At 61.1% G+C, this 16,914-nt stretch carries 14 protein-coding genes and 1 pseudogene; 11 read left to right on the top strand and 4 right to left on the bottom strand.

Annotated features, from left to right (window positions below):
* Positions 1 to 184: 184 nt before the first annotated feature.
* From QM649_RS12760 to QM649_RS12710, 11 genes and pseudogenes are all read left to right on the top strand, one after another.
* Positions 185 to 427 (top strand): helix-turn-helix transcriptional regulator, encoded by a 243-nt coding sequence (locus tag QM649_RS12760; protein ID WP_415199429.1) that lies wholly within the window; start codon positions 185 to 187, stop codon positions 425 to 427.
* Between the two features lie 229 nt (positions 428 to 656).
* Positions 657 to 1,046 (top strand): annotated as a pseudogene (locus tag QM649_RS12755) (DUF1738 domain-containing protein); the annotation flags it as partial.
* A 292-nt stretch (positions 1,047 to 1,338) separates the two neighbouring features.
* Positions 1,339 to 1,983 (top strand): glycerol-3-phosphate 1-O-acyltransferase PlsY, encoded by a 645-nt coding sequence (plsY, locus tag QM649_RS12750; RefSeq protein ID WP_415199428.1) that lies wholly within the window; start codon positions 1,339 to 1,341, stop codon positions 1,981 to 1,983.
* Positions 1,984 to 2,991 (top strand): NAD(P)H-dependent glycerol-3-phosphate dehydrogenase, encoded by a 1,008-nt coding sequence (locus QM649_RS12745; RefSeq protein ID WP_415199427.1) that lies wholly within the window; start codon positions 1,984 to 1,986, stop codon positions 2,989 to 2,991.
* A 171-nt stretch (positions 2,992 to 3,162) separates the two neighbouring features.
* The gene (locus tag QM649_RS12740) at positions 3,163 to 4,155 is read left to right on the top strand and encodes an HD-GYP domain-containing protein (protein ID WP_415199439.1); all 993 of its coding nucleotides are present in this window, start codon (positions 3,163 to 3,165) and stop codon (positions 4,153 to 4,155) included.
* Between the two features lie 66 nt (positions 4,156 to 4,221).
* The gene (gene ftsY / locus QM649_RS12735; protein ID WP_415199426.1) at positions 4,222 to 5,175 is read left to right on the top strand and encodes a signal recognition particle-docking protein FtsY; all 954 of its coding nucleotides are present in this window, start codon (positions 4,222 to 4,224) and stop codon (positions 5,173 to 5,175) included.
* 42 nt (positions 5,176 to 5,217) lie between these two features.
* Entirely contained in the window at positions 5,218 to 6,417 is a 1,200-nt protein-coding gene (gene ribD, locus QM649_RS12730; RefSeq protein ID WP_415199425.1) for a bifunctional diaminohydroxyphosphoribosylaminopyrimidine deaminase/5-amino-6-(5-phosphoribosylamino)uracil reductase RibD, read from the top strand.
* 4 nt (positions 6,418 to 6,421) lie between these two features.
* Entirely contained in the window at positions 6,422 to 7,069 is a 648-nt protein-coding gene (locus QM649_RS12725; RefSeq protein WP_415199424.1) for a riboflavin synthase, read from the top strand.
* Positions 7,070 to 7,177: 108 nt separating this feature from the next.
* Positions 7,178 to 7,537, top strand: a complete 360-nt coding sequence (locus QM649_RS12720) for a PadR family transcriptional regulator (RefSeq protein ID WP_415199423.1) — start codon at positions 7,178 to 7,180, stop codon at positions 7,535 to 7,537.
* A gap of 29 nt (positions 7,538 to 7,566) precedes the next feature.
* Entirely contained in the window at positions 7,567 to 10,290 is a 2,724-nt protein-coding gene (locus QM649_RS12715) for an ADOP family duplicated permease (RefSeq protein WP_415199422.1), read from the top strand.
* A gap of 23 nt (positions 10,291 to 10,313) precedes the next feature.
* The gene (locus tag QM649_RS12710) at positions 10,314 to 12,995 is read left to right on the top strand and encodes an ADOP family duplicated permease (protein WP_415199421.1); all 2,682 of its coding nucleotides are present in this window, start codon (positions 10,314 to 10,316) and stop codon (positions 12,993 to 12,995) included.
* Between the two features lie 76 nt (positions 12,996 to 13,071).
* On the opposite strand, the gene QM649_RS12705 is transcribed toward QM649_RS12710, so the two are convergent.
* The 4 genes from QM649_RS12705 to ilvN form a co-directional block, all read right to left on the bottom strand.
* Positions 13,072 to 14,526 carry an ATP-binding protein gene (locus QM649_RS12705; RefSeq protein WP_415199420.1) on the bottom strand — a complete coding sequence of 485 codons (1,455 nt, stop codon included), beginning with the start codon at positions 14,524 to 14,526 and terminating at the stop codon, positions 13,072 to 13,074.
* A gap of 77 nt (positions 14,527 to 14,603) precedes the next feature.
* On the bottom strand, positions 14,604 to 15,104 hold the full coding sequence (locus tag QM649_RS12700) for a DUF4174 domain-containing protein (protein WP_415199419.1): 501 nt from the start codon (positions 15,102 to 15,104) through the stop codon (positions 14,604 to 14,606).
* A 91-nt stretch (positions 15,105 to 15,195) separates the two neighbouring features.
* Positions 15,196 to 16,221, bottom strand: a complete 1,026-nt coding sequence (ilvC, locus tag QM649_RS12695) for a ketol-acid reductoisomerase (RefSeq protein ID WP_415199418.1) — start codon at positions 16,219 to 16,221, stop codon at positions 15,196 to 15,198.
* Positions 16,222 to 16,323: 102 nt separating this feature from the next.
* A complete protein-coding gene (gene ilvN, locus QM649_RS12690; protein WP_415199417.1) occupies positions 16,324 to 16,914 on the bottom strand; it encodes an acetolactate synthase small subunit in 591 nt (196 codons plus the stop codon).

The raw sequence follows: 16,914 nt of genomic DNA, 5'->3' as shown, positions 1-16,914 counted from the left end.
GCCCTGTTGTGGCTACAGCGATTGTTGCTACTATCGGCAACGGCGGACCCTTCCGTAGCGGCCGGATTTTTGACGATTGCCTCAATCCTCATCTCAGACCACTTGCAGCGGTCCGCGTTAGCCATTCTCCTTGACATTCTAGGAAAGCAGCTTCACACATCCTAGATGATCTTGGAGAAACCCCATGGCGACTGAACAATCCGATCTATTGAAGGGCACACTGGACATGATGGTCCTTAAGGCCATCTCGCTTGGTCCCTTACATGGATATGGGATTCTTCTGCGCATTGAGCAGATATCAGGGAATCGCCTGCAAATTCAGCAGGGATCGCTATATCCAGTGCTGTATCGTCTTGAGCACGAAGGGTGGATCGAGAGCGAGTGGGGCAGAGTGAAAAGAATAGGAAAGCCAAATACTATCGCCTGACCTCTGCGGGCCGCCGGCGATTACATGCGGAAACAGAAAAGTGGAACCACATGACCGATGCCATCGGTGCAATTCTTCGCGCGACAGTGGAGAAAGTATGAGCATCGTCAGTCGCTGCAAGACATGGTGGAAGGCCATGAGAAGACGTGAACAGATGAATGGCGAGATTGAAGATGAACTGGAGTTTCATCTGGCCAAGTTATGCCGACGATCTCATACGTAGTGGAGCATCGAGTTGGTCTTCACCGAGCGCATCGCACCTGCGCTGGGCATGAGCTATAGCGGCAAGATTGCAGTTCTGCCCGGCCAATCGAAGGCTGAAAGGTTTTGCACTATGGTGCATGAGCTGGCGCACGAGATGCGGCACAAGGCCGAGCGTCGCATCGCGACAACTAAGGTGGTGCACGAAACCGAGGCAATTGCCTACATCGTGAGCACCGCTGTTGAGCTGGATACCGGCACAAAATCGGCAGACCATATCCAGCTTTATCACGGGAATACATCCTTGCTGGCCGAATCGTTCGAAGTCATTCAGCAAGCCTCCGCCGCAATCCTTGCCACGCTCAAAACTTCGGGCACGGAGGTCGACAGCAAGGCAAACGAATTCGAGGTGGCGTGATTCAAGCTATCTCCAAATTGATTCGGTTGAAGGATGCTGGCCTTGAACAGTGAAGCATAGTTAGACCGCTCGCGTATCAAGGCTGTAGTGGCTGCGGCCTTGATACGCAAACTGTTCGGGCTCGATTTCGCTGACGATTCCGGGGCATGCGAAGAGAGACAGAACTCTGTTCCTGAGGAAATTCTGCTCATAGTTTGTGAAAACGGCGTCACCCGTTCCGAATGACAACTTCATGAAGCGCGACCAAAGGCGATTCGCCCTGCGGGCAGCAGCGGGTTAAACTCGGAAATCGATGCCTGTTCTTACTTACGCTCTGGTTTCGCTCGCGGCCTACCTGCTGGGTTCGATACCGACCGGCTACATCCTTGTGCGGGTCTTCCTCAAAGAAGACATTCGCTCCAAGGGCAGTGGCAACATCGGCGCTACCAATGTCATTCGCTCCGGCGGAAAGAAACTTGGCGCGGCTACCTTCCTGATCGACGCGCTGAAAGGCTTTGTGGCGGTGGCCGTTGCCGCAAAGCTCGCCGCGCTTCCGCAGCTCCAGCCCATTCCTCACCAGGATGCCGAGGCCCTGGCCGCGCTCTTCGCCATTCTCGGCCACGTCTACACAGTCTGGCTCGGCTTTAAGGGCGGCAAGGGTGTGGCGACGGCGCTGGGCGTCTTCATCGCGCTGGCTCCGTGGGCGGCGCTGGTGGGCCTTGGAGTCTTCCTGGTTGCTGTCATCCTCACCCGCTATGTCTCGCTCGGTTCGATCCTGGCGGCGCTGGTATTTCCTCCAGCCGCGCTGCTGCTGCCGCATGCGCCGCGCACGCCATTGCTGACCGGGGTGATCTTCTTCGTGCCGCTGCTGGTCATCCTGAAGCACCACCAGAACATCGCGCGGTTGCTCAAAGGCACGGAAAACAAGTTTGGATCCAAGAAGAAAGCAGGAGCGTAGTTGAGCAGGATTTCTGTAATGGGGAGTGGGGCCTGGGGTACGGCAATTGCACTGAGCCTGGCACGGCGCGGCGATCACGCCATGACGCTGTGGACGCGCTCGGAGCCGACCGCAGCCTCGATTCGCGAGAAGCGCGAGAATGTGGCCTTCCTGCCAGGATTTGCAATTCCCGAGTCGATGACGGTGACGGCCGATCCGGCCGAAGCGCTGAGAGAAGCCGAAATCATTGTCAGCGTGATGCCGTCGCATGCCGTGCGCGATTCCTATACGCGCTTTGCCGAATGGCTGAAGCCGGGGCAGGTTCTGGTCAGCGCGACCAAGGGCGTCGAAGACGGCACCTACCTTCGCGTGAGTGAAGTCATGGCCGAGGTGCTCGCCTCGCGCGGTCTCGACCTGCCCATCGCCGTACTCAGCGGGCCCTCGTTCGCGCAGGAAACAGCGGCGGGGATGCCGACGGCGGTGACGATCGCCTGCTCCGATCTGGAAACGGCGGCGCGGCTTCAGCGAGAATTCTCCAGCAACTCGCTGCGGCTTTATACCAATGACGATGTGGTTGGCGTGGAGCTGGGCGGGGCGCTAAAAAATGTAATCGCCATCGCTTCGGGCGTCGTGACCGGCCTCGGCCTCGGGCACAACAGCACGGCGGCGCTGATCACCCGCGGGATCGCCGAGGTAACCCGGCTGGCCGAGGCCTGCGGCGGACGGCGTGAGACGCTGGCCGGTCTCGCGGGCGTAGGAGACCTGGTGCTCACCTGCACCGGCGGCCTCTCGCGCAATCGCCACGTCGGCGTCGAGCTGGGTAAAGGCCGCACGCTCCCGGAGATTCTCGAGGGGCTGGGCGGCAAGGTGGCCGAAGGCGTTCGGACGACACACGCGGCTTTAGGGCTGGCGCGGCGGCACGGCGTCGAGTTGCCCATCGCCGAACAGGTGGAAGCGGTGCTCGAAGGAGTGAGGAGCGCCCCGCAGGCGATTCAGGAGCTGATGGCCCGGCCCGGCCGGGAAGAGTAAGGCGCTAAATCCGGGAAAACAGGACAGATGTATCCCGAAAGTGGGACGGAGGAAAACTTCGTGCCACTTTCGAGGGAGACCCATCCGGTAGATGGAAACGGTACACTCACGGCACCGGAATCCATCCTGGAGGGAGTCCGTCGGGGCGCTGCCCCGGGTTCGTTTGCTTTGATGAAGTCTGAACATCCATTCCGCTGGCGTCTGTTTCTGGTGATCTTCTGCCGGTACAGCGGAATTGCGCTGGGCGCTTTGTTCCTTGAGCGCATTGCGCACCGCTTGCCGCTGCCGGTCTGGCTGCCGGCAACCCTGCTGGTCACCTTCGCGCTGGCAATTGCCATCTACCTGACCTTGCGTTTCAATCGCATGACCCGCAACCTGGCTGCGTCCATCGACTCGCGTTCGCTGCATTTCGCCGAGCGCCAGGAGGCTGTGCTCCGCGGCACGCCTCTGGCGGAGACGGCCAGGGCCTGGCACAACGCCCTGCAGGCGCTGCAGGATGGCTTCCAGGAGCGGCAGAACGAGGCGCGTCGCAACTACGCGTCACTCGTGGACCTGATCACCATGCTGGCCTGCGCCGTCGACGAGCGTGCTCCGCATATGCGCGGACACTCGGAGCGGGTTGCGTTCTATGCCGGCGAAATTGCGCGCGAGCTGAAGATCGATTCGGCGCAGGTGGAGCGCATCCGGCTGGCCGCCCTGCTGCATGACATCGGCAATGTGGGCATCGAAGACGCGATCCTGGCAAAGGAAAACGCGCTGACGCCCGAAGAGTTCGAAATGGTGAAGGCGCATACCGTGAAGGGCGCGTCGATTCTGCGGCCGATTGAGGCGCTCAACGACCTGATACCCGGCGTGGAGCTGCATCATGAGGCGCTCGATGGCTCGGGCTACCCGTATGGTCTTGTCGGAGACGAGATTCCCGTCATGGCTCGAATCATCGCTGTGGCCGACAGCTTCGACGCGATGACCACCTCGCGGCCGTACCAGGCCGCCATGGATTCACGCTACGTGCTGCAGGTGCTGGGCCGGATGTCCGGCAGCCGCTACGACGCCGATGCCGTGCAGGCGCTGGCCACGCTGGTAAAGCGCGGCACGATCGTGGTGCGAAACCTGCGCCCGGTCATTTCCATCCGCAATCGCAGGCGCGTGGCCGAGGTCGTCTAGTCTCCTTCTCGAGCCGGAATCGTTGCGGTAGTACACTCGGAAGAAGACCCTGAGGATACCGGAAGCATGATTCAAACCCTCTTCGGCAGCCTGGAAGAGCCGCCAAAAAAGAGTATTTTCGACCGTATGAAGCAGGCTGTCTCGCGTACGCGCGAGAGCCTGGAGGACCGCATCGAGACCGTGCTCTCGATGACGCGGACGGTCGACGAAGCGGCGCTGGAAGAGCTGGAGATGTCGCTGATCGCCTCGGATATCGGGGTGAACGTGGCCACCGAAATCGTCGAATCGCTGCGGGAGCGCGCCAAGCGGCAACAGATCCGCGACGGCGAAGAGCTGCGTGGGCTACTGAAGGAGCATCTCAAGGGCATTCTCGATGAACAGGCGCGGCCTCCTCGCACCGTGGCCAATCCGCCTGAGGTCATCCTGATGGTGGGCGTGAACGGCACCGGCAAGACGACCACCAGCGGCAAGATGGCGGCGTACTTTCGCGGCCAGGGCAAATCCGTTCTGCTGTGCGCGGCCGACACCTTCCGCGCCGCGGCCATCGAACAGCTTGAAGTCTGGAGCCAGCGCTCGGGCGTGGAGATGATCCGCTCGAAGCAGGGTGGCGATCCCTCGGCGGTGCTCTTCGACGCACTGCAAGCCGCGACCGCGCGCAAGAAGGATTTCCTGATCGTCGATACCGCCGGGCGCCTGCACACCAAGGCCGGCCTGATGGATGAGCTCGACAAGATGCGTCGCATCACGCAGCGCTTCATCTCCGATGCTCCCCACGAAGTGCTGCTGGTTCTGGATGCGACCACCGGGCAGAACGGCCTGCAACAGGCGCGGCTCTTTACCGAGTCGGCCGGCGTGACGGGTATCGTGCTGACTAAGCTCGATGGCACCGCCAAGGGCGGCATTGCCGTGGCGATTGCCCGCGAGCTGAAGCTGCCGGTGCGCTACATCGGCGTGGGCGAAAAGATTGACGACCTGCTGCCTTTCGACAGCGATGCATTTGTGGAGTCGCTGCTCGGATAGCTGTCCGGCAATGCGCTCCGCAGCTGGTAAGGAAGAACTGCCGTGAACGAGAACGCGCAAACTGTGCCCGATCCTGTGTCAGGTTCGGGGCCGAGTCATGCAGAGGACGTTCGCTGGATGCAGCGCGCGCTCGAACTGGCGCGGCAATCCATTGGGCTGACCTCGCCCAATCCCCGCGTAGGCTGTGTGCTGGTGAAGGATGGGCAGTCCGTCGGCGAAGGCTTTCACTTCTACGATCACCGCGACCATGCCGAGATCGTTGCGCTCAAGGTTGCCGGCGAAGCCGCTCGCGGAGCTACGGCCTATGTGACGCTCGAGCCCTGCGCGCACACCGGCCGTACCGGCCCCTGTGCCGATGCGTTGATCGCCGCCGGAGTGGCGCGCGTTGTCGTCGCAACCGCTGACCCTAATCCTCAGGTGAACGGGCAGGGCATTGCGCGCATCCGTAAGGCAGGCATTCCAGTGGAGAACAATGTGTGCGTCGACGAGGCGCGGGCTTTGAACGAAGGCTTTGCGCGCTCCATCGTGAGCGGGGTTCCATTCGTCACGCTGAAGGCCGGTGTCTCGCTCGACGGCCGTATCGCTCCTGCGCCGAACGTGCGTCCAGCCGGGCCGCCTGCGCCGGTGATGCTGACCGGTGAGGAGTCTCGCGCCGAGGTGCAGCGCATGCGTCACGCCTCGGACGCGATCCTGACCGGTATCCACACTGTGCTCGCCGATGACCCCATGCTTACCGATCGCAGCGGTCTTGCGCGGCGTAAGCCTTTGCTGCGTGTGGTGCTCGATTCCGGGCTGCGGCTGCCGCTCGATTCCAAGCTGGTGCGGACCGCCGAAAACGATGTGCTCGTCTTTTGCACAGTGCCGAACCATGAGCGCCGCAAGGCGCTGGAGGCAATGGGAGTAGAGGTGGAAGTGCTGGCCGGCGGTGGAGTTCGCCTCGATCTGCCTGCGGTCCTGCAGGCATTGGCGCGCCGCGGAGTTCTCTCGCTTCTGCTCGAATGCGGAGGGCAGCTTAACAGTGCATTCCTGCGCGAGGAGCTGGTAGACAAGGCCGTGCTCTTCTATGCCCCGGTCCTTCTAGGCGAAAAGGCGGTACCGTTGGTGGCGCAGAACTCCGATCTGCGATGGAATGCCTTACATACCTCGGTCCAGCGCTTTGGAGCCGATGTTTGCGTGATGATGAGCCTGCGCGATCCCTGGCAGCCAGTGGAAGCCCCCAAAACCGTGCGGGAATTACACTGAATACATGTTCACTGGATTGATTGAGGCCACCGGGAAGATTCTCGGTGTGGAGGAGCGGCAGGGCGCGCGGCGCATTGCTGTCGAAGCGCCTGTGCTGGCGGAGCGGCTGAAGGAAGGCGACAGCATCGCAGTGAGCGGTGTATGCCTCACGGCGCTCGATATCGCCGCCCCGGTGTTCTATGCCGACTTGGCGGCGGAAACCATTGCACGTACCTCGCTGACTGCGCTGGAGGCAGGCGCTGCGGTGAATCTCGAACTGCCTACGCCCGCAGGCTCGCCGCTCGGCGGCCATGTGGTCCAGGGGCATGTCGATGGCACGGGCATACTGCGCACGCTGCGTCCTCTGACGCCGGGCGCAGAGAACACCGACTGGTGGCTCGAGATTGAAGTGCCGGAACATCTGCGCGGCTACATGGTCGAAAAAGGCTCGATCGCGATCGAGGGCATCAGCCTGACGATCGCACGCTGGGATGGCACGGCCGTCTCCGTGGCGATCATTCCTCATACCTACGTGGCCACGAACCTGCACACGCTGACGCCGGGCTCGCCGGTGAATCTCGAAGCGGATGTGCTCATTAAGCACGCGCTGCAGAAGACCAAGGCGCCGACCTTCGAGCTGACGGTCGACTACCTGATCGCAAACGGCTACTAGTCCGCAAGCAGAAAATCAGTCAGAAAGGGCGCACAGCGTGCGCCCTTTTTCTTTTGTCCGCTCACGGATGTAGACGATCTACGTCCATGGGTGTAGATTCTCTACATCATGCCGAAAGAAAAATACCAGAACCGCATCGAGCTGCTGCAGGGAACGCTCGATCTGCTGATCCTCGAGACACTGCGCTGGGGTGCGCAGCATGGCTACGGCATCGGTCAGGCCATCCGCGCACGCTCGGGCGAGGTGCTGCAGGTAGAGACAGGCTCGCTTTATCCGGCGTTGCATCGGCTTGAAAAGCAGAAGTGGATCAAGAGCAAGTGGGGCGTGACCGACCAGAATCAGCGGGCGAAGTTCTACGAGCTGACAAAGGACGGTAAGGCGCAGCTGGTGCGCGACCGCTCGAAGTGGGAAGCGATGGTGCAGGCCATCGCAGGCGTGCTGGGAGCGATGCCGGAAGCAGAAGGCTGATTCGTTCACGAGTTCGGGGAGACGCAGCGATGGCCTGGTTCTTTGGCGAGAAGCGCAAGCGCGAATTGGAAGACGAGCTGGCATCGCATCTGGCGATGGCCTCGGCGGAGCGTCGCGCAGCGGGCGAGAATGTAACCGAATCGGATATAAATGCCCGACGTGAGCTGGGCAATGCTGCACTCGTGCAGGAAGCGACGCGTGCAGCATGGGGATGGATCTGGTTCGAGCGGCTCGCGCAGGATGTGCGTTACGCGCTGCGGCAGATGCGGCGCTCGCCGGGTTTCGCGACATCGGTGGTTGGAACGCTTGCGTTGGGCATTGGCGCAGCGACGGCGATGTTCACGGTAGTCGACCATGTGATGCTGCAGCCGTTGCCGTATAAGGACGCAGGCAGGTTGGTGGAGATCGGTGCGGCGCCCAATCCTGGTGTGCGATCCGTGGAGCCGTATCCGGATATTGCAGCCTGGTGTGAGCGTTCGAAGAGCTTCGAGCAGATCGCGTTCTATGCCGACACACGGCAGCATCATTATTTACAGGCGCATGCAGCGACGCTGGTCAAGATCACGACGGTGAGTGGAAACCTGTTTTCTACGCTGGGTATTGCTCCGCAAATCGGACCGGGACTTGTGAATGGGCCGGACATCGCAGGCCAAAGCGGAAATGCGCAGACTGTGGTGATGAACGACATAGCGTGGCGCACCTTATTTCACGCAGACTCCGGCGTTATTGGCAAAACTATTCAACTGGACGATCACTCCTACACGGTGCTGGGAGTGATGCCGAAGGGCTTTTACTTTCCTGAGCCCACGGAGACAGCGCAGTTCTGGATGCCGGCTGCGCTCACCTCGAAGGACTTCGGGCAGAGTTACGATGCCGCTTATTTCACAACAGTCGGGCGTCTCAAAAACGGTGTTAGCCGTGCAGTGGTTGCGGCGGAGATGCAGACGATCCAGGAGCAGCTTGTGAAAGGCATCCCTGATAAAAATCTGGAGGACAACGGGCGCTACATCTCGATCGTCTCACTGGCGTCTACAGCCACTGACGGAAAAATGAGCAAGGCCCTCCTCTCGTTGATGGGAGCAGCTGGATTGCTGTGGCTGATCGCCTGCGTGAATGCGACAAACCTGCTCCTGGCGAGGGCTTCGGCGCGGCAAAGGGAGATTGCAGTACGTGGAGCGCTGGGCGCCGGACGCAAGGGGCTCATACAGCAACTGGTGGTAGAAGGCGCATTACTGAGCGGCATCGCGGCGGGGTTGGGAACGGCTCTGGCGATGGGCATGATCGTTCTGCTCTCACACATGCCATATGTGGCGCGGCAGCAGTTCAGCAATCCTAACTGGGAGGTGTCGCATCGGCCGTTCACGACACCGGCCATGCCGAATCTGCAGGTGCTGCTGGTTGTTATTGGGCTTACGTTTCTCTCGGCGATCGTGTCGTCCTTGTGGCCTGCGGTGATGGCCTCGTATGTGCCGATTGAAGCGGTACTGCGGCAGGGCGGACAGCAGGGAGGAACATCACGCAGGCAGAACCGGTTGCGTGGTGGCCTTATCGTTGCAGAGATTGCGATGTCGCTCTCACTGCTTGCGGGCTGCGGCCTAATGCTGCGGACACTGTACTCGCTTCGCCATGTGCCGCTGGGCTTCCGCACCGATCACATTCTTGTAGCGAACATGGCAATTCCTACGTATCGCTTTACGAAGATGAATGCGACGAAAGAGGTGTTCGAACCTTTGCTTGAGAAGGTAGAGCACGTGCCGGGAGTAGATGCGGCGGGTCTGGTCACGCAGGTACCGCTAGGGCACACATTCACAATTATGTTTGGCTTGGACACCGGAGACAGGCAGGGGACTCTGCTGGCGCAGTTCAAGGCAGTGAGCCCAGGGCTGCAAAAGGTCTTCGGCTTTGAGGTTAATAAGGGGCGTTACTTTAACGCGAGTGATACTGCAGGTTCGCAGGCGGTTGCGGTAGTAAATAAGGCATTCGCGCAAAAGTTCGATCCCCAGGAAGAGGACCTGGGAAAGCTGATCGGGAAACCACTCGTTCCAATGAAGAAGCCAGATGATACGGATAAATCCTCCGACAGAAGGGCGACGATCATCGGCATTGTGGATGACTTTCACCAACGAGCCGTGGGTGAGGCGCCGCAACCGGAGATCGAGTTATGCCTGCCTCAGCTTTCGCCCGAAACAAGGTATTACGGCGTACTTGAAAGCATGGCGATGGACCTCGCCGTGCGTACGCAGCGGCCACCGGAGGAGATGATTCCAACGCTGCGCCGTCTGCTGCGCGAAGCAAGTCCGGAGCTGGGGGACGCGAATATCGTCACCATGGACCAGATCGTCGAGGACTCCTTCGGCAGCCAGCAGCTTGCAGCGCGGCTTCTCGAAATCTTTGCAGGCGCGGCGCTGCTGCTCTGCGTAACGGGCCTCTATGGACTGCTGGCCTACGTAGTGAGTCAACGCACGCGCGAGATGGGCGTGCGCTTCGCGCTCGGCGCGCAGCGCGGCGATGTGATGTGGCTGGTGATGCGGCAGGCCGGTGTGCTGATCATTGCAGGCCTTGGACTCGGATTGGTGCTGGTCTCTGTCTCCGGCCGTGTGGTGCGGAGTTATCTCTTTGGGGTGTCGGCGCACGATGGCTGGACGTTGCTGGCTGTGATCTTGGCACTCCTCAGTTGCGGTGTGTTTGCGGCGTATCTCCCGGCGAGGCGTGCGGCCGGCGTAAATCCAGTGGATGCTTTGCGGGCGGAATAGCGCGGAACGAAAGGGCGGCAGCGATGAATTGGTTCGGTGGAGAGAAGCGGAAACGGGATCTGGAAGAAGAACTGGCGTCGCATCTGGCCATGGCGTCGGCAGAGCGCCGCGCCGCGGGTGAGAACGTAACCGATGCAGATACAAATGCACGGCGAGAGCTGGGGAACGTCGGGATGGTGCAGGAGGCGACCCGCGCTTCATGGGGAGGGCTGCGCTTCGAACGGATTCTGCGGGACATGCGCTACGCGCTGCGCCAGATCAAGCGTTCACCGGGCTTTGCTGCCTCGGTGATCGGCACTCTGGCCTTAGGCATTGGCGCAGCCACGGCCATGTTCACGGTGGTCGATCACGTGATGCTGCAATCGTCGCCGTACAAAGATCCTGAACGGCTGGTAGCGGTACGCAGCGCCAGCGGAGAGATTCAGTACGGCCTGCTGTATCCGGAGATCACAGCATGGCGGCAGCGCGCAAAGAGCTTTGAGTCGATTGGATTCTCTGATGGCGTGGGTGGCCGCAGCTTCATCGAGACAAGTGGTGCGGCTACCCAGGTCAGCGTGCACGGAGTGAGCGCAAATCTATTTTCGGTGCTTGGTGTGGCGCCGATTATGGGGCCGGGATTGCCTTCTTCGCCGGAAAGCTTCGCAAAAAGCGATCGCGACAACGATGCGGTAATCAGTTTTCAAGCCTGGCAATCGGTTTTCCACGGCGACCGGAATGTGATCGGCAAATATGCGCGGATTAACGGACAGAGCTATGTCGTTGTCGGTGTAATGCCACGCGGATTTTCTTATCCCGAGAGAACGGATTCACCGGCGATATGGACGCCGATCGTGCTGGGTGAGAAAGATCGTGTCTTCGACAATGACAGTCCGCAGTATCAGACGGTCGCGCGGCTGAGCCCAGGCGCGACCATCGATTCGGCGATCGCGGAAACCGAAGTGCTTCATGCTCAGGTGGTCAAGGGGTTGCCCAGGGACAATTGGCAGGTTCATATCACGCAGATTCATATCGAGCGCTATTCTGCCGACATCGTGGACAAAGACAAGAGCCATGCGCTGCTGGCTCTGCTGGGGGCTGCGGCCCTGCTATGGCTTATCGCCTGTGTGAACGCGACGAATCTCCTGCTGGTGCGTGCCTCGGCGCGTCAGCGGGAGATAGCGATGCGCGGTGCTCTCGGCGCGAGTCGCATACGTTTGCTGCAGCAGATGGTTGTCGAAGGGCTGGTGCTGAGCAGTGCAGCTTCATTGCTGGGGGCTGCCCTGGCGATGACAGCTGTGCGCGTCTTTCAGCATGCCATCAAGCAGAGCCTGCCACTCTCCGTGCCGGCTCTTCCATCTGTCACCGTGATGGTTACATTGGCCGGCCTCACGCTGCTTTCGGCGGTTTTAGCCTCGGTTTGGCCTGCTCTGATTGCCGTGCGTGCGCCGATGGAGCCAGCGTTGCGGCAGGGCGGTTTGCAGGGAGGCACCAGCCGTGGCCAGCAGCGTTTGCGCGGAGGTCTGGTGGTTGCGGAAATTGCGATGTCGCTCGCGTTGCTGGCCGCATGCGGACTGCTGCTGCGGACGATCTACGCGCTGCGGCATGTCCCACTGGGCTTCCGTACTGATCACATCTTAGTTACAAGCCTCGATGTGCCGACCTATCGCTATGCCAAGGTGGATGCTGCCACCCAACTATATGAACCTCTGCTGGATCGGGTCGAACACCTGCCCGGGGTGCAGGCTGCGGGCCTCATGACCGTGGTGCCGCTCGATAGAACTTTCGATATGCAGTTCGGTCTCTATATGGACGACACGAAGACGGCAAATAAGAGCAATGTGATTATGGCCAAATTCAAGGCCGTCAGTCCGGATATGCAGGGCGTATATGGCTTCCAGATGCTGCGTGGCCGTTACTTCAATGCGCAGGATACGGCTGCGTCCGATCCGGTGATGGTGGTGAATCGCGCCTTTGCTCTCGCGTTCCTGAAGCAGGATCCCGACATCGGAAAGATTATTGGCAAGGGGATTTTCAGTTTGAACGGCAGCAAGAGTAAGCAGGCGACCATCGTTGGCGTGCTGGACGATTTTCATCAGGCATCGGTAGGTGGGGCGTCAGTGCCGGAGATTGAGGTGGACCTCGCGCAGATGACCACTAAGAGTGGGTTCTACCAGGTGCTCGAAGGCATCACGATGGATCTTGCCGTGCGGACGCAGCGAGATCCGTCATCGATGATCCCGGAACTGCGTGCGGTGCTCAAACAGGCGAGTCCAGAGCTGACGGAGTCGAAGATTACGACCATGAACCAGATCGTCGAAGATTCCTATGGCAGTCAGATGCTAGCGGCTCGGCTGCTTGAAATTTTTGCGGGATCGGCGCTGCTGTTGTGTGCGGCAGGTCTCTACGGACTGCTTGCCTATGTGGTGAGCCAGCGCACGCGCGAGATGGGCGTGCGTTTCGCTCTGGGCGCGAGCAGGAGCAATGTGATGTCGCTGGTGATGCGGCAGGCCGGCGTGCTCGTGATGACGGGCGTGGTGCTCGGCCTGGTGCTGGCCTGGTTTGCGGGCAAGTTGGTGAGCAGCTTCCTCTTCGGAGTGCAGGCCCATGATGGCTGGACGCTGAGTGCCGTCGCTCTCACGCTGACCGCAGCCGCGGCGGTTGCAGCATGGCTCCCGGCGCGCCGAGCCGCGAGTGTGAATCCGGTGGAGGCGCTGCGCGCAGAGTGAGGATGCAAAGAGGGGGAATCCCACGTCTCAGAAGCGAAACGTGGGCACCCGGTTGGGGCTCGGTGCGGCTTGTGGTTCAGTACGCCAGCAGCTGCTCGATCGGCAGACGAATCTGGAAGCATGTCGCCCCAGGTTTCGATTCAACCGTAACGTAGCCGCGGTGGCGGCGGACGATGCGCTGCACCGTGTCGAGTCCGAGCCCGAGGCCGCGTCCCGGTGCCTTGGTGGTGAAGAAAGGTTCGAAGATGCGATCGCGGTTTTCCGGAGGGATGCCGATGCCGTTATCCCACACTTCGATGAGCATCATGTCGCCGGAGGTCTCGACCACCAGGCTGATTTTGCCGTGATCGTCGATGGCGTCGAGCGCATTCTCGAGCAGGGACATCCACACCTGGTTAAGCTCGCTGCCGTATGCGGCGATGCAGGGCAGCTCCTCTGCATAGCGGCGCTCCACTTCCACGTGCGCCAGGCGGGACTGCAGCATCGTCAGCGTATTTTCCAGAGCCTGCCGGACATCGACCTCCTGGATCGGCGCCTGGTCCATGTAGGAGTAATCCTTGATGGCGCGGATCAGGTCGAAGATGCGGGCGGTAGAGTCGAGCATGGCTTCGGCGATACGCTCAGCGCGGATCGACGAGGTGAACTGGCCGAGAACCACGGATAGCGCTTCTGCATTCAGGAAGGCGCCGAGCGGTTCAAGCTGCGCGGCGGTCACGCCAAGTTCGGCAAGCTCAGGCGCAATCTTCCAGCCTTGCTCCACCTTGTGGTTGCTGAGCCAGGTCTGGACCTCGTCTTCGCGCTGGATCTGGTTGAAGTCGTCGGGCCGCCCGGCGCGGGATTGCCGGCGAATCGCATCCTGCCATTTGCCGACCTCATCCATGTGTCCGTTATCGAGACAAAGACTCCCCAGGCGATACTTTTCGTGGCCGTAGACGCGCAGTTCATCGAGCAGGCCGGAGGCGCTGCGCTGCGCGGCCGAGGCCGGATTGTTCATCTCGTGGGCGAGATTCGCGGCCAGCTTGCCGAGCGCGGTGAGCTTCTCCGTCTGCTGTTCCAGGCGCGTGACTTCGCGGACGCGATCCAGCAGCACCGACACGCAGCGCTGCGTCATGGAAGGCACAGCCTGCATCATGGCCGGGAACATGGAGCGGGGATATTCGAGCGCCCAGACGTCGCCGACCGCGTAACCATGGCCGCCGTAGGTCTTCATGCGCGAGAAGGGCAGCAGGCCGGTGATCTGTCCGGAGCGGCCGATGAACAGCGCCGCGGGACCGCCGCGCTCGCGGCGGACGTGGACCTCGCCGCGCAGCACAATGCTCATGGCTTCAGCCGCATCGCCTTCGTGGAAAATCGTCGTTCCACCGGTAATGCAGCGTTCGAGCCCGTGCGTGGCGAGCCAGACGTATTCCGATTCCTCGAGTCCCTGGAGGGGAGTCACACGTTTGAGTGCTTCCACGATCTGTGGGATAGGGGAGCGAGGAGAAGAAGCAGCAGCCCGATCCATCGTAGATGTGGAACTGGCGGTGGTCATAAAAAGCCTCTCCTTGATGGTACAACGAGGGCAATCCCAGGTTGTGAATCTCTCCACAACCCAATATTCAGCAGATTCTAATAAGCGTCTTTTCGCTGGCTTTCGATTTTGCGCGTGGGCATGGTATCGATGAGCGCGTTCAGACGATCGGTGGAGACGGGGGCGGTGCTGCGTAGCTTTACCGAGCCATCTTCGCCCAGCAGCAGGACGAGGAATGTGCCATCAGGCACGTGGAAGCGGCGCCGGGCGGTCGCGCTCTCCGCGCTGGTGAGCTGCGCATGCGGCGCGTCAAGCGGCGGCTGGTAGCCGTGAGTATCCGCGAGCACCGGCGTGAGCAGGACGAAGCGATCCATCATGTCATCGGCATCGTTGTCGAGGATCTTTACCTGGTCCCGCAGAGCGGCTTCGCTGCCGCGAGGACTGAAGACCAGCAGAGGGCGGTAGCAATCGCGCATGGCAGCCAGCGTCTTCGGCTGCGTCTGGCATTTGGAGTTCGCCTGCGCATGCAATACGGTCGGGGTAAGAGAACCGAAGGCGGCAATGGCCGCAAGCGATAGGAAACGACGGGGGAGGGTCATATCCTGCCTTTGAAAGAAGTGCATGTCCTGATAGACACCGGCGGCCGCGGCAGGGATGCGCGCGGCCGCCGATTCTTGCTTCGGGTTAAGACTACGCCTTGACGGGCGAGCCGTTCTCGATCTTGACCGGATCGAGGAAGGGCATGGCGGCGCGGAGCTTGCCGCCGACTTCTTCGATCAGTTCACCGGCCTCTTCCTTACGGATCTGGTCGAACCACTTCTTGCCGGTGTTGTTCTCTTCGATGAACTTCTTGGCGAAGGTGCCGTCCTGGATGTCCTTCAGGATCTTCTTCATCGCCGCGCGGGTCTCATCGGTCACGATCTGCGGACCGGCAGTGTAGTCGCCATATTCGGCGGTGTTCGAGATGGAGTGACGCATGTAGGCCAGGCCGCCGCGGTACATCAGGTCGACGATCAGCTTGAGCTCGTGCAGGCACTCGAAGTAGGCGATCTCAGGCTGATAACCAGCCTCGACCAGTGTGTTGAAGCCGGCCTTGACCAGCGCAGCGGTGCCGCCGCAGAGGACAGCCTGCTCGCCGAAGAGATCGGTCTCGGTCTCTTCCTTGAAGGTGGTCTCAAGCACGCCGGCACGGGTGCAGCCGATGCCCTTGGCATAGGAGAGGCCGAGCTTCAGCGCGTGGCCGGTCGCATCCTGATATACGGCTACGAGGCCCGGAACGCCGCCGCCCTCGGTGAAGACCTCGCGCACGCGATGGCCGGGGGCCTTCGGTGCGGCGAGGAAGACGTCCACGTCAGCCGGGGGCTGGATGGTGCCGTAGCGGATGTTGAAGCCGTGCGCGAAAACCAGGGCCTTGCCGGCCTTCAGGTGCTTGGCGATGTGGTCGGCGTAGACCTTGCCCTGCGTCTCGTCCGGGGTCAGGATCATGATGACGTCTGCCCACTCGGCGGCCTCATCGATCGAGGTGACCTCGAGGCCGGCCTTCTTGGCCTTCTCGATGGACTTGCTGCTCTCGGGCAGGCCGATGTGAACTTCGACGCCGGAGTCCTTGAGGTTCAGGGCGTGCGCGTGGCCCTGCGAGCCGTAACCGATGATGGCGACCTTCTTGCCCTGGATAAGGGAGAGGTCCGCGTCCTGATCGTAATAAGTCTTCGCCATGGTGCTTCCTTTTCTGTTTTGAATGAACCTGTTCGGGCGTCGGCGCGCCCTGTCTACAGCATAGTGTCTGCCGCATGCTCAGGGCGCCGCTGCGTTTTTGATTTAGATAACCGGGGGAATCCCGGTTTCTTCCTCGGCAAGGTCGCGCACCGCGTCATCGTCCTCGGCTTCTGGCCGGGGAACGCGCATGGCATCGAGGACGCGGCTGGTGTGCTGGCCGCGGCGCATAGTCATGCGGCCGGTGCGGGAGATTTCGAGAATGCGGTCTTCGCTCTCGTTGAGAACCTGGACGAGCCCTTCGATCTTGCTCTCCACGCCGGTGATCTCGATCATCAGCGATTCGGGAGCGAGGTCGACGATGCGCGCACGGAAAACCTCGACCAGTTCGAAGATGTGCGAGCGGGTCTTGGGCGTGGCCGCGACCTTGATGAGCGCGAGTTCGCGGGAGACCGAGGGCGACTGGCTGACGTCATCGACTTCGATGACGTTCTCAAGCTTGTAAAGGCTGGCCATGATGCGGTGGCCGGCCGTGGGCGAGGCTTCCGAGACGATCGTCATGCGCGAGACGCCGGACTTCTCCGAGCGGCCGACGGTGAGCGAGACGATGTTCACGTTGAGCCTGCGGAAGAGCGAGGCGACGCGGGTGAGCACGCCGGGCTTGTCTTCAACGAGTGCGACAAATGTGTGCAGCAT

It is taken from the genome of Silvibacterium sp. (genome assembly GCF_047605705.1).
Lineage (GTDB): Bacteria > Acidobacteriota > Terriglobia > Terriglobales > Acidobacteriaceae > Silvibacterium.
This window is presented reverse-complemented; position numbering and strand designations above follow the sequence as displayed.

Bases quoted from the DNA above. Each gene is read 5' to 3' on its own strand.
- QM649_RS12760 (WP_415199429.1), top strand. From the start codon at position 185: ATGGCGACTGAACAATCCGATCTATTGAAGGGCACACTGGACATGATG.
- plsY (WP_415199428.1), top strand. From the start codon at position 1,339: ATGCCTGTTCTTACTTACGCTCTGGTTTCGCTCGCGGCCTACCTGCTG.
- QM649_RS12740 (WP_415199439.1), top strand. From the start codon at position 3,163: ATGAAGTCTGAACATCCATTCCGCTGGCGTCTGTTTCTGGTGATCTTC.
- ftsY (WP_415199426.1), top strand. From the start codon at position 4,222: ATGATTCAAACCCTCTTCGGCAGCCTGGAAGAGCCGCCAAAAAAGAGT.
- QM649_RS12725 (WP_415199424.1), top strand. From the start codon at position 6,422: ATGTTCACTGGATTGATTGAGGCCACCGGGAAGATTCTCGGTGTGGAG.
- QM649_RS12720 (WP_415199423.1), top strand. From the start codon at position 7,178: ATGCCGAAAGAAAAATACCAGAACCGCATCGAGCTGCTGCAGGGAACG.
- QM649_RS12715 (WP_415199422.1), top strand. From the start codon at position 7,567: ATGGCCTGGTTCTTTGGCGAGAAGCGCAAGCGCGAATTGGAAGACGAG.
- QM649_RS12710 (WP_415199421.1), top strand. From the start codon at position 10,314: ATGAATTGGTTCGGTGGAGAGAAGCGGAAACGGGATCTGGAAGAAGAA.
- QM649_RS12705 (WP_415199420.1), bottom strand. From the start codon at position 14,526: ATGACCACCGCCAGTTCCACATCTACGATGGATCGGGCTGCTGCTTCT.
- QM649_RS12700 (WP_415199419.1), bottom strand. From the start codon at position 15,104: ATGACCCTCCCCCGTCGTTTCCTATCGCTTGCGGCCATTGCCGCCTTC.
- ilvC (WP_415199418.1), bottom strand. From the start codon at position 16,221: ATGGCGAAGACTTATTACGATCAGGACGCGGACCTCTCCCTTATCCAG.
- ilvN (WP_415199417.1), bottom strand. From the start codon at position 16,914: ATGCTGCACACATTTGTCGCACTCGTTGAAGACAAGCCCGGCGTGCTC.